This is a genomic window from Paraburkholderia sediminicola, assembly GCF_046030555.1.
Classification (GTDB): domain Bacteria; phylum Pseudomonadota; class Gammaproteobacteria; order Burkholderiales; family Burkholderiaceae; genus Paraburkholderia; species Paraburkholderia sediminicola_E.
The window spans coordinates 493476-505970 of record NZ_JAQQCH010000001.1 but is presented as its reverse complement, the minus strand read 5'-3'; the positions used below and the strand labels follow the sequence as shown (position 1 = coordinate 505970).

The 12495-nt window shown below is 57.7% G+C and carries 9 protein-coding genes and 1 tRNA gene; 3 read left to right on the top strand and 7 right to left on the bottom strand.

What is annotated here, in order from left to right; all coding sequences use genetic code 11:
• Positions 1–183: 183 nt before the first annotated feature.
• The 3 genes from PQQ52_RS02375 (at position 184) to PQQ52_RS02365 (ending at position 3452) form a co-directional block, all read left to right on the top strand.
• Entirely contained in the window at positions 184–567 is a 384-nt protein-coding gene (locus PQQ52_RS02375; RefSeq protein ID WP_408206468.1) for a hypothetical protein, read from the top strand.
• An 862-nt stretch (positions 568–1429) separates the two neighbouring features.
• Positions 1430–2716 carry a hypothetical protein gene (locus tag PQQ52_RS02370; RefSeq protein ID WP_408206466.1) on the top strand — a complete coding sequence of 429 codons (1287 nt, stop codon included), beginning with the start codon at positions 1430–1432 and terminating at the stop codon, positions 2714–2716.
• A 310-nt stretch (positions 2717–3026) separates the two neighbouring features.
• Entirely contained in the window at positions 3027–3452 is a 426-nt protein-coding gene (locus PQQ52_RS02365) for a hypothetical protein (protein WP_408206464.1), read from the top strand.
• A gap of 1869 nt (positions 3453–5321) precedes the next feature.
• Here the strand turns inward: PQQ52_RS02365 and PQQ52_RS02360 are convergent.
• From PQQ52_RS02360 to hemN, 7 genes are all read right to left on the bottom strand, one after another.
• Positions 5322–5594 (bottom strand): hypothetical protein, encoded by a 273-nt coding sequence (locus PQQ52_RS02360; protein WP_408206462.1) that lies wholly within the window; start codon positions 5592–5594, stop codon positions 5322–5324.
• A 20-nt stretch (positions 5595–5614) separates the two neighbouring features.
• Positions 5615–6469 (bottom strand): site-specific integrase, encoded by an 855-nt coding sequence (locus PQQ52_RS02355; RefSeq protein WP_408206460.1) that lies wholly within the window; start codon positions 6467–6469, stop codon positions 5615–5617.
• 648 nt (positions 6470–7117) lie between these two features.
• Complete coding sequence (gene pilV, locus PQQ52_RS02350; RefSeq protein ID WP_408206458.1) at positions 7118–8575, bottom strand: shufflon system plasmid conjugative transfer pilus tip adhesin PilV; 1458 nt, start codon at positions 8573–8575, stop codon at positions 7118–7120.
• A 681-nt stretch (positions 8576–9256) separates the two neighbouring features.
• Positions 9257–10117, bottom strand: a complete 861-nt coding sequence (locus PQQ52_RS02345; protein ID WP_408206456.1) for a replication initiation protein — start codon at positions 10115–10117, stop codon at positions 9257–9259.
• A gap of 23 nt (positions 10118–10140) precedes the next feature.
• Positions 10141–10284 (bottom strand): hypothetical protein, encoded by a 144-nt coding sequence (locus tag PQQ52_RS02340; RefSeq protein ID WP_408206455.1) that lies wholly within the window; start codon positions 10282–10284, stop codon positions 10141–10143.
• A 571-nt stretch (positions 10285–10855) separates the two neighbouring features.
• A tRNA-Leu gene (locus PQQ52_RS02335) sits at positions 10856–10940 on the bottom strand.
• 106 nt (positions 10941–11046) lie between these two features.
• Positions 11047–12432: an oxygen-independent coproporphyrinogen III oxidase gene (gene hemN, locus PQQ52_RS02330; RefSeq protein WP_408206453.1), complete on the bottom strand. Its 1386-nt coding sequence runs from the start codon at positions 12430–12432 to the stop codon at positions 11047–11049.
• Between the last annotated feature and the right edge of the window lie 63 nt (positions 12433–12495).

Sequence of the window (12495 nt, the reverse complement as noted above, 5' to 3'; positions counted from 1 at the left end):
CAGAGCTATGCAGCCGAGTTGGAGGCCCAGTTGGAGACGGCCAAAATCCTAATCGCGGAAAAGGCCGCACGGGAACTAACAACAAAGACGTTGACGCGGTGATGATCAGAGCGGCTCGGTCAGGTGCTGGAACACCTGCTCGAGCCTGACCACAACCCACCTTCCCTTTCGAAGAGGTGAACCATGGCTGTAGAGAATTTTAGCAACCTCACGACGAACGACTACTGCATCGACGTCGACATTCTGCTCGACCTCCTGCACGAGATCGATCCCAGTGTCGATGACCGGCCAGACAGAGAGACCTTCACGGCGGTTTCCCAGATTCAACCGGGGCTGGAAATGATTGTGGCAGGCTTTCAGCACGCATCGCGCTCGAGATTGGCACGCCTCCAGGCCTTGCGAATTCTCTACGCGCTGGCAAACAACTTGCAGCCATCATGGCAACCGCGCCAACCTCATTTGCGCGCGCTGGTCGACGGTTATCGACTGGCCACCGTAACGGCGATCGGCGCATCGGTCGCGCCGGTCTTCGTCGCACACATGCTCGAGGGAGACGATGCCCTTTGAAATCGAGGGGTACGGGGAGGCCCAATGCCCGCCCCGTCTCAGATCGCTGCTCGCGGAGATGGACGCTGCGCTGCAGCTGGACAAGACCTACTTTGTCCAGGTCATCGGGGAGCATGAGCGGCCGGAGTTGCCAGTCGAGGCATGGTGTATGCGACCGCTCGTCTACGCGAGCGCCCCAAACGGTGGCCTTTGTGTACGCGAGAGCATTCTGAAATCCAATCGCCTTTACAAAGTATTGAGCCACGAATTAGCGCACGTGGTAGCCCATGCCGAGTCCGAGTGGGTCGCTGGAGAGGGGCACTGGTGGACCTTTGCGACCATCCTGGCAGTGTTTTTGCGCCGGCTTGAGGGCCTGTATAGACCTACACTGTCCAGCAGGTGGGCAACCTTTCAACGGCTAATAATGACCATGGATGTGTACGACGTCAGCTCGGAACCGGAGGCCCGTTGGGGCTGGTCGCTTCACCAGGCGCTAACCCTCAGCGCACAATGGGCGCCAGAGCGTCTCAGCGAAGTTGGTGTTGTCGATCGCCTATGGGACCTCTGGCACTCACAACGCTTTCACGTTGCATGATGCAATTTGTGCCATCCATTCGAGGACCGCGGGCGTGAACTCTGGGCGACGAGTCTCGCTGTAAGGTGAAAGTTTATGGGGCGTTGAGCATCCGTATACGTCGAAACTTGGGTCTTCGGCCGTCGACTCATGTTCGCAAAGGTGAAAGACCATGGGACGGACGCTCGTAGTCGTGGAAGTGCCACGAGTGCGCCCCATAAATGTTCACCATGGGCGCGATAGCCATTGGCAGCCCGCGCTCCTTTCGCTCGTATAATTCGTCCTTCTACAAATTCAGCGGAACGACGGATGAGCGACGCGACCGGCGGGCAACAAGAACCCAACAAGCCTCTTTCGCGCGAAGAAATTGTTGCTGCGCTCGATGCCGATCCTGCTTTCGATTTCGTAACCAGTCACGCCGGCATAGTCCATGTCACGCCCATGCTAGCGAACACGTTGGAGAGGATCGCCATCGAGTTTGAGCGTGAAGGTACCGACGACGAAGCCAAGTTGCGTTGCCTGCTCTGCCAAATCGGTCGAACGAATGGTGATGACGGGCAATTGATCCCGATTACCGACGCGCTCGCAAACGACGTGACGGGCGCCGAACTTGATGACTTCGCCCGCAAGCTTCTTGTCTCCGAAGAGTGGACCAGCGAGGGCGAAGCTGCAGGCGAGCCTGACCCGAAGGGACGAGTCGTAACAGAGCTTCGGAAGCAGATTGAGGCCGTCGGCGCCTCCTACCGAAAGATCCTCAACGCTCTTGGGCCTAGCATCTCCACAGGCGCTCGCGCCTCCATTGCGAACGCTACGCGACTCGCGGACAAGCTTCGTATGGGCGCTCTCGCAAGGTCGCCTGCATTGAGAGCCATTGAAACCCTACAAAAAGAAAGCTCGATCGCCAAGCTTGCAGCTTCTGTGGCGCAGGTGCCAAAGTCGATAGCTGAGAGGGCAAGCTACGATCACGCGGCCCGATTGAAAGAGGCCCTTCCAGCGTTCGCCACGGAGCGCGTTCCGCCGGCCATTAGCAGTCTTCCGCCTCTCATCAATCCTACCGCTGAGTCAGCCAAGGCCACGGCAGAAAGCGCTGCAAACATGGAACAGGCGTTGGACAGGCTGGAACAACGCGCGAATGATTCCGCACTTCTTATCGCGGCCATCCATGACATGATTCGCGATACGACATTGGACATGGCAAGGGCAGCCCAGGAGAGCAGCGCTGCGACAAAGCAATCGCTCGACCAGGCCGCTGCTTCTGTCGCGATCGGCGCACAGTCATTGAATTGGGCGAAGTACGCACTGATGACCAGCGTTGGTATCGGATTTGTTGGTTTGATTTTCGCCGGAATAAGTGCTTGGTATGCGGTGTTCCCGACCAACACGGTGGGATCGCCGAGCACCGTGGTGGAATCGATTCATTCGCCCAAGGGCATGCTGCCGACACCGGTTGATCGGCTAGATGCCGGCGAATTACGAGAGGGCGCTAGCGAACAGCGCGGCTACCGCAACCCTAATGTTGCCACCGACCGCGCGGCGCATCCCTCGAGCGGCGCGAGGTCGGCAATGCCAGAGGTCGCAATCGGTTCGTCAGGGTAATTGGCCACCTCGCGGTGTGAGATTCCGGCTAATTACATCTTGTGCCTGTAGGTTCTCCACACTCCAGCGTGCCGCTGGTGTGCTTGTGTGCCCGGATTGTCGGCGAAACGCGCACTGAATGGCGCGGCGCGCGGCGTCGACTCTACTCAAGTTTCAACTTGGCTGGCCGTTATGCAGTGGTGAAAATTCAGACAACATCTGCATGAGAAAATTCGCCATTGTCGTTGGCTTAGGCGTTGCCTTGGTTATGCGCTGCGCAGCTGCCGACACGAACTCAGAAGGACACTCACGGGTGGCGGAGCCACTCCTTGTGAGAGTCGATGTCATTTCGAAGACGTACGGCGATTTTCAGGAAGAGAAGTTGGTACCGTTAGGTGCGCCTGTCAGCTTTGGTCCGCACGGCCAAAGCCATTCTCAGTTTGACAATCCGAACAACTGCAAAATGAACGTTGCGGACGTGCCCGTAGTTGATGGCGTCAGAATCGACATCGAACGTGGACCCGTGTTCGAAGGTAATCGCCTAGTAGCAAAAATAACGGGAGCCGGCGCCAAGTTCCAAAACTACGGGCCGCCCGCACACTTCGGCTGGTGCGGTGATGTTCGATTGGCGAGCAATATTGGATTTGATTCGACGGAGACCGCAGGGCAGTTCCAACTTGGACGCTCCGTGACGATTCCTGATCCGGCGCACGACGTCAGCGTTACGATCACCTTCCTCGCCACGCCGGCGCAGTAGTTTGCTAATGCTGCCTTGAGCGGGTCAGGGTGCTCCTGCCGCAGGACTGCCTTCAAACAATGCCGTTGTGACCTGAAGCACCTGCACCAAGGGCAGGAATACACCTGCTGGGGGACCCGCCTTGGGCCGTGGGTCAAGGGCGTCGCGGGCGGATTCCGCCCGTGGCTCGCGAACGCGAGCCACCCTTGACGCACGGAACGAGGCCCAACGCTCCCGGCATGTCCGGGGGATGCAACGCAGCCCCCGGACAGTGCCACGCGGCGAGCGGGTTTTGTCTTTGCTCCGGTGACAAGTACAGGTGATCGTCGGCGCCGAATGGTGAAAGTTTATGGGGATGGTGACGCGACCACAGCGACACCCGAATGCGCGGCCTGGGTCAAAAGACAGCGTACGAGAACATCTGATGCCGAACGTTAACTGCGAGCTGTCCAGCCAGCATGGTGGTCGTTTTTGTCGTCCTCGTACCACCAGTTCGTGCCGCAATCTTCGCAAATGTAATAGCGATGTTGGATTGCCGCTTGCGCAAAGGGCTTGGTCTTCTTTGTTTCGGTTAGCTTCAGCTTATCGTGACCTGGCGCGCCACGTCTGTCTTGAACAATTTCCGAGCATGCGCTGCACATTGGCATGGTGGTCCCCTTTGAATTTGTAAGCAAATCCTAGCATGACCACTGCATCGCGGATGATTGACTCTGCGCATGAGAGTGACGGAGAAGTGCCGATGCCATAGATAGTCGCTGGTGCTGTTCGAGAACAAACCGATGGCTAATCGTTGCGAAAAAGGTCAGTAAGCCGCTACAACGACATTTTTGATCGACAGAGCAACTAGATTGAGCCACGCGTTGTAACAACAGGGCGCTTACGTAGACCCTTTGGATCGTGAACTGTAACTCGCTCAGTTCTTGGAGAGTGTCATCTCCGAGCGTCGTGAAATGATCAAGACGCCATCAACGGCCTCAACGAAAGGTAAACCAATTCGATCAAGGTAAATGGCTGGAGTGTCGAAGAGCTATATGGCATCGCTACGAGGGCGTGCCCATCAAACATGCAACACACTGTGGCCGCTTCGAAAGGGCTAACCGTCGCAATGGAAGCGGGGGTGACAAAGCGCAATGGTCAAGGCCAAACAGGCGTTGACTCAACGAGACTGGAAGGGGAAGGATTGTAGGAGATTTAACACTGAATACAAGTGCTGAGTGTCGGGAGACGGGTGCGGCGCGATTTTCGCAACGTAGTTCGTGAAAAAAAATTTAAAAGGGTTTAGGATTAATTCCAAGGCATACCGCATATCGCGTGCCTTAAAGAGCGCGGCCCGCCTTAGGTCTACCAAACGTCCGGCGAGCCGCTTTCCTTAACCCAGCAAAAGGAGGTTGCCATGACTGGCAACTGCTACGCTGCTATCTCGTGGCTGTACGCGATGATGGCAATTACTTACGCCTTCATGGCGTTCAACCACTAAGGTGGGAGGTCCGCAACATTGCGGGCCTTTTACCGCACAACTTAAATCTATTCACTAGAAATTTACCTGTCAATAGGTTTGTGGAGAAATTTCTAAGCAAAAAATCAATTCCAAAAACTACGATCGAAATTTGCGCCCAAAAATCTGACGTGAAAAACACGACTCAGATCGAGCAACGCAATTATCCGCGGGTTCGGAGAGTCGTGCAGAGAGGCGATTGAGGTTGCTTTTAGTGCGATATGGTGCTGCACGATAGATATCATGCGGTCAGCGTCGAAACCGCATGGCACATGAACTAGCGAAGTCGACAAAGCTGCCCTGCCGGATCTGCAAGCAAACGAGTGTAGCATCGGCTAATCGCACGTGTCTGGTAGCCGTCGCTCGCAGGATACCCGTGGCAGCAAGCGAGCATTTCACATATGCCCACCCTGAATCCGAATCTCCAGCGGTGGTGCCAAGCCGACGGCCGGCGGCTGGAGACGCTCGAACTCGCATTTAGATTCTTGGTTGACCTGCTTGGCTTGCGCCATTCTCGAGGGAACACAACTAAGATCCGTGCACACCGGTTCATGCGCGAGCGTGTCTGGATCCGGCACGCCGCATGGGTTGTCGGCCAAGGGCACAGCCAAACTTGTTCCGCAGACGCTGAAGCCGAGCGCAAGTGCAAAAACTAGACGTTGTTTCATTTTCATCACCGAGTACGTGATTAAGGACGATGGGACTGCGCACGCCGGGACGGATACGCCCGGGCTTTAGCGCGGACACGATTGGCGTCGGCATCAGTCGGCGAGACCCTGACCGACGACTCCCCGCTAACGGCTCGTGCGTAATGACACCCGGCCGTTTCATCGGTCGCCTGCCCGAGTAACGCAGCAACCTCTGCCTGCGTACAGCCCGATGATTTAGCATCGGCCGCAAACTGATGTCTGAGGGAGTACAAAGTTGGGTACCTTTTGCGACGCTCAAAACACGCCCGCGTTGCCCGCTTCATGTAATGCATCAGACACTCTTGCAGCCGTTCGAACGTGATCTCGCGCAGGTACCCTTCGAGCATCTCCATCATGTCCGTTAGAGCCTCCATATCGGCCGCCGTCGCTTTCGACAGATCGAGCGTGCGGAACTCGCCGTTCGCTCGACCATTCGTCGCCTTCCCGTTGCGCACCGTCAGGCACGTTCGCCCGCCAATCTCAGTCAGGCCGGCGTGTTGCCATTCGCTGGGCCGCAGTCCTGTCAATCGGGCAGCGAGTAGCCAGGTGCGAAGGGCGTTCGCGAACTTGTGCCGGCCGACATTGGCCCCGAGGTAGTCGACGAACTTGTCGAGGTCCGTGCGCTTGAAGTGCTTTTGTTTGGTAGCCGAAGTTCGGGTGCCATGCTTGAGCGTGCCGGTCGATGGCTCCGAGCCAAGCGCGGCAATCGCGGCCGTGAGCTCTTCGATGGCGACGGATTCGTTTGATTCGTTGGCGAGCTCTTGAAAATGGCTACGGAGAGCGTTTTTGTATTGCTTCCACGTGTTCTTTCCGATAGTTGGCTTGCGTCCTATCAGGTGATCGACGATGGCCATTGGGGGTATCGAAAAGGGTGAAAAGTAGCCGAGTTCACGGGCAGCTCGGGAGCGGATCTGCATTGCCTTGATCGCGTACGCCGCTTCTGTTTTCGGAGTTCTAGTAATGTTGGGCATCGGAGTTATTTGCTTGGTGTCTGTACGTTACTCAGCTCCCTAGGGGGCGCTGGGTAACGCTTTGGGTTTGTTGGAATGCGTCACATGTAGCTTGATGACGTGGATTCTCTTTCCGGAAAACGAACCGGCGGCGAACATCGATCACAAAAATGCGTCACATGTGATTGCGAACTTTCAAGTTGGATTCTGGCTTTGCGTCACAGGTGACTCCTTCGCATTACCGGTCCTTCAAAGATGAGTCACTTGTGACCGAATCGCGTGTTTATGTGGTGGCCAAATGCGTCACAGGTGACCTACGCTTTAACGCACGTGAAAAACCAATTTGCAGAAACCACGTATGGCGTCGAGAGGTGATATCCGGAAGGACACTGTTGGGTCATGAACGCGAGCCCCTGGCGTGTGTCAAAGAGAGTACCGCCGCCGGCCGGTTGCCCCGTGAATCCATCTATCGTGACTCCGCTGCACATCGTGCCCGAGGATTCTTGGCCGGCCGTCTTCCAGACGCCGGATTGACAAGGCGATCGACGTCCATCACCCGACCGTCGCCGCGGTCAACTGGATGACCCCGCTGCCACAGAGATAGGGGGTCGACGTGACTGTGTAGGTCGCGCCAATTGGGACGAGAAACGTGTATGAATCGGTCGCTGCGCCGCCGCTCTGGTTGCTCGATACACCGCCTACGTATCCGCCGTCGACGTAGGCCTGTAGATCGTACGCATTCGAGTTATTGCACGTGTTCTGTCCGCCGAACGCCGTGACGAACAACAACTTCCCATACCCGTTCGAAAGCGTCACGCTCGTATTGAAGGTAGCACCTGTGAAGACGTACACCGCGTCGGGCGATCCTGCCGTTTTCCACACGCCGGATTGACAAAATAGCGCTTGGCTACCGTCGGACCCGATCGCTCCCCATGGACTGCACCCAGCGCCGACGGATGCGATGTTCCCAGGTTTAATGTAGCTGTTGGAATCAATTGCTTGATCCGCCTGAAGATGCCCCGTCACCTGCAGCTGACCGCTACCACCACCACCGCCAACGATCGTGCTGCCCCCTGACCATGGCTGCAGATACAAATTTTCACCCGCGTTGATATGCAGTCGTCCCGGGTCGGTGATCTGGGCACCCGACGTATTCAGGTTGAGGTTGCCATTCGAATTCACGGTGCCCACAATCGCAATATCTGCCGCCGACCCATCGTGATGCTGGATGAACAGCTGCCCGTCCTGATACATCGCGGTATTTCCGCTGTAATCGCCGTAGATGTTGCTGTTGCCGATCTGCAGGTTGCTCCCGCCCGCTATAACGACCTTATTGGCATTTAGCTGGCCGACGTTATTGATGTCGTTGCCATTCAAGCCTAGCGTCGTGTTCATGTTGTTCAACTGCGGCTGCCCAGGCACCGCGTTGCGGTAGAGGTAGTTACTGGTCAGCGCGCCGTTGCTGAAGGTCAGCAGCGACGCCGGGCTGCCGCCTGCAACACTATAGGGAGCAGTCGGGATCTGCCACGCACCAAAGGCGCCGTAAGCGGTCGCGGCGCCGCCCGGATACACCCCGGAGTTGTTCGTCGGAATCATGCCGCCTATGCCATTTGCGGCGCGCGCGATTAAGCCCAGCTCCTGATCCTTGATCGGCGTGCCACCCGTCGTATAGATGAGTACCTGAAAATTGCCGGCAGACGATTGCGTGACGGCAGCCGCCCACGTCTGATTGAAGGGGTTTGTACCCGTAAAGCCGACCGGCAAGCCCACATTGGCCGCCTTCACAGCCGCGACCGAGATCGGGATGGGTGTCGTCGCGTTGGCCGTCGACAGGTACGTGGCATTGTTCTGAGATACGTAGCTCGACACTGCTAACACCCACTGCTGTTGTTGCTGGGCAGTCGTGACGTCTGCCATGACGTGACGCTGCGTCGTGATCCCGTTCTGGACCTGCGGCAAGTACATCATGCCGACCAAAACCGCGAACAAGGCCCCGAGAATTTCACTCATGATTAGTTTCCTGTTTTAACGCTGGCATCGAATGGAGACCTATTACGCGCAGACAGCGCGTAACAGCAGTGCGAGGGAAGCAGGTCTGAGGTGCACCCGCGCCCGCCCGTGGACGGCTGCGCTGCCCACACCGGAGTGTGGACAGTCCCGGCTTAGGCCGGGATGCCGCACCCGCCCACCGTCTCCCCGCGACCGAGCCCTTCGGGCCTGACGCGACCCTAGCGGGCCTTGCCCCAATGAGCATTGCATCTCGAATCAACAACAACGACTCCGGCGAACTGGACTCAAGCCTCAATGGGGCCTCGAGCTGGCAGGGAGCGGTCGGACAGATCCCGATTCTCGGCACGGATGGCGACCCGATGGGTCGGCGAGCTATTTGCGTTCGCCAACCTGCGGCGTCCGTGAACAATGGTTTACTTGTCCACAGGGGACACCAGGTAGAAAGAAGGTAGAAGAAAGGTAGAGGGCGTCTAGATGCCCGAAATCTCAATGCAGGCGCGGCTTTCCGAGGGGAGGGCGGAACGCCATTACGATAAAACGGAACGCCATTACGACAAAGCGGAACGCCATTACGATCGGGGCGGAACGCCATTACGACGCGGAAGTGGCCGTCTCGCTCGCCTGGTTCCGAAGGAAGAGCACCGTGCGCCGGCGAACGAACGCAGCATTCGGGCAGGTGGCTCATAGCTTTGTCCATACGGCCTGCTCCTTGCCTTTAGTACTGTGCTCTATCCGACCACCGGCGATGATCTCGCATCGCTCCAGTTCTTCCATTGCGCGCTTCACCGCACCCCGAAATTTGCGCATTGGACTGGTGTACCGGGCGCGAACCTTTAGCGACTCCAAGCTATGCCTCTGGACGGTGTCTACGGAAGTTGACACGAGTCGCTGCAAGCTTTTCGCTAGGTCCTGATTCCGGCCGATTTGCAGACGCTTGTCCCAGTCGACGAACCCGTACTCTTGATTGCTAAAGGTCTGCCGCCAACGCTCGTCCACGAAGAGCCAATACTCGTCGAGTTTGTCGTCGTAATCCAAGCCACCCAGCATATTCATCAGGCGGCTCCGCGGGTGATACCCGATGCTGTATTTAGTTTCTCCGTTTTTTGAGCGGGCTTCGATCGCGATGGAAAACGTGCTTAGAGCAGTGATGCCTTTGTGCAACCAGCGGTAGCTGGCTCCACTTGTATTGCGGCCCAACGCACACAGAAATTCCGCGCGGTTGATCACTGCAGGAATTCCTAACGTTGAGGCAAGGTGCATGGAGTGCAGCCAGATGTCCGCGTGGTCCTCGCAGAGTTGCTTACCCCAGCCCTTCAGTGTCACGAGCTCGGTTTCGTACAGTACCTCACCCTCATATCGCTGGTTTTTTTCAGGGGTAACTGGGGCAAATACGGGCGACCGACTAAGGTAATTTGGCATGGCTCGCATGTGCTCTTCCATGCCTGGCAGGAAGAGAGAGAGCTGCTGTTGTTTCTCCTCTTGCTGCCGGGCTCCGAGGCGAGCCATAGCTTCTGCTTCGCGCTGGCCGAGCAAAGCGAGCACGTGCGGATCTGCGCCCGCGCCCCTCATTGGCCACCTCGCTCAAGCGCGATCACTGAGGCTTTCGTCGGCCGGCCGCGTTGTTTCTTATCGATGCCGAGCTCGTCGATATAGCGGGCGAGGTCGGTTTTTTTCACGAGACGCTTGCCGCCTAGCAGCACGGTTTTCACGGGGAATGTTCCGGCGTGCAGCTTATTGCGCGTCGTCTGCTCTGCGAGGCTTAGACATTCACCGGCCTCAGTAGCGCGTATTAACAGGCGACCGGGGAACAACGTCTCGAGTAGGTCGAGAGTGGGGCTATGGTTTGTTGGCACGGACTTTCCCTAACGGCCCGGTGCAACCGGGTCGGCCCACGGGCCTAAGCTAGGAAAAGTCGGGAAATTGGAGACAGCGGCGCGGTGCAAGCGAGATAGGTTTGGCCCGTGGACCTCTTAATCTCTAACGCTCAATCTGATGAGCGCTCTCTGCACCCGCATTCGCATAGTGGCTTGCCGCTTCTCCACCGATCGAGGGAGTCGACCCGACGTCGACTATTGATGGGCAGTTCCCCGCAGTTGATCTCGTCCCTGCAGGACAGGGGAGTGTGACCTGCCTCCCCGCAGCATGGGAAGGAGTATTGCAAAGGATACGTTGAGCGTCAACGTTTAGACGTGTGACAAACTGGGAAAATTTTTCGCGAAAAAGAGGGTATTTCGCGGTATCTCAAAGTAGCAGGAGGGACGCTAACTCTTTGATTTCACTTGGTGCCCAGGGCCGGAATCGAACCGGCACGCCTTGCGGCGGGGGATTTTGAGTCCCCTGCGTCTACCAATTTCACCACCTGGGCAGGTCTTCTAGCGCACGCGCCAGAGGAGGCCGCGCGGCGAAGACGCAGATTATGGCGGAAAATTCGACGACGGGCAAGCCGGTTGCCTTCTTCGTATGCTTAACCGTCAAACCGTGCGTGAAAATCGTTCGAGCGTCTGCTGGCCGAGATAGCTGTCGAACACCATTGCGATGTTTCGAACGAGCATGCGCCCGGCCATCTGCACTTCGAGCTTGCGGGTGCTCATCGACACCAGGCCGTCCTGCTCGAAGCCGCGCAACCGTTCCAGTTCCGGCTCGAACGTATCGGCGAAACCGATGCCGTACGCGGCTTCGAATTCATCGAAGCGCAGTTCCAGATTGCACATCAATTGCGTGATCACATCGCGACGCAGACGGTCGTCCGCAGTGAGGCGCACGCCACGCGTGATCGCGAGTTTGTTTGTGTCGATTGCCGCGGTATAGCTGGGCAGGTCCTTGGCGTTCTGCGCGTACACGTCGCCGACCTTGCCGATCGACGATGCACCGAAACCGATCAGATCGCATTCCGCGCGCGTGCTGTACCCCTGGAAATTCCGATGCAATGTGCGCTGCGCTTGCGCGCGCGCGAGTTCGTCGGTGGGCAGGGCGAAGTGATCCATGCCGATGTAGACGTAACCTGCACCCGTGAGCCGCTCGACCACCTGTTGCAGGATCGCGAGGCGTACGGCTGGCGAAGGCAGCGTGGCGGCGTCCATCTGCCGTTGCATTTTGAAGAGCTGCGGCATGTGCGCATACGCGAACACCGAAAGGCGATCGGGCGCGAGTTCGATCATCGTGTCGAGCGTGCGGCTGAAGCTGTCGACCGTTTGATGCGGTAGCCCGTAAATCAGATCGACACCGATCGAGTGGAACCCCGTATCGCGCGCGGCTTGCATCACCGACGCAGTCATCTCGATCGGCTGAATGCGATTGATCGCCTGCTGCACCACCGGATCGAAATCCTGCACGCCGAGACTCAGCCGGTTGAAGCCGAGCGTGCGCAAATGCGCAATGGTCTCGGGCGACGCTTCGCGTGGATCGACTTCGATCGAATATTCGCCTTCGGTATCGGGCAGCAACGCGAAGTGCTCGTGCGCCGCGGCCATCAGTTCCGCCATTTCTTCGTGCGACAGGAACGTGGGCGTGCCGCCGCCCCAATGCAATTGCGACACGGGGCGTCGCGTGTCGAAACAGGCTGCCTGCAATGCCATTTCGTGCTTCAGGTGTGCGACATAGGGACGCGCGTGTGCGCGGTTTTTCGTGGCGACCTTGTTGCAACCGCAGTAGAAGCACACGGTGTCGCAAAATGGAATGTGGAAGTACAGCGATAGATCGGTGGCGGAAGCGCCTGGATCTGCGGCGGCGCGCAAATAGTCGGCGGGATCGAACTTGTCGTGGAACTGCAAGGCGGTCGGGTAGGACGTATAGCGTGGACCGTTCGCGTTGTATTTCGCGAGGAGGTCAGGGCGGAATAGCGTATTGGCGGTGGTCATGAGAGGCTCAAGTTTGACGGCCACCGCGGAAGAGGCAAGAGCCGGTGGCGGTTGGCACCACCG

Coding starts and splice junctions, on each gene's coding strand:
- PQQ52_RS02375 (WP_408206468.1), top strand. CDS start 184: ATGGCTGTAGAGAATTTTAGCAACCTCACGACGAACGACTACTGCATC.
- PQQ52_RS02370 (WP_408206466.1), top strand. CDS start 1,430: ATGAGCGACGCGACCGGCGGGCAACAAGAACCCAACAAGCCTCTTTCG.
- PQQ52_RS02360 (WP_408206462.1), bottom strand. CDS start 5,594: ATGAAACAACGTCTAGTTTTTGCACTTGCGCTCGGCTTCAGCGTCTGC.
- PQQ52_RS02355 (WP_408206460.1), bottom strand. CDS start 6,469: ATGGCCATCGTCGATCACCTGATAGGACGCAAGCCAACTATCGGAAAG.
- pilV (WP_408206458.1), bottom strand. CDS start 8,575: ATGAGTGAAATTCTCGGGGCCTTGTTCGCGGTTTTGGTCGGCATGATG.
- hemN (WP_408206453.1), bottom strand. CDS start 12,432: ATGACCACCGCCAATACGCTATTCCGCCCTGACCTCCTCGCGAAATAC.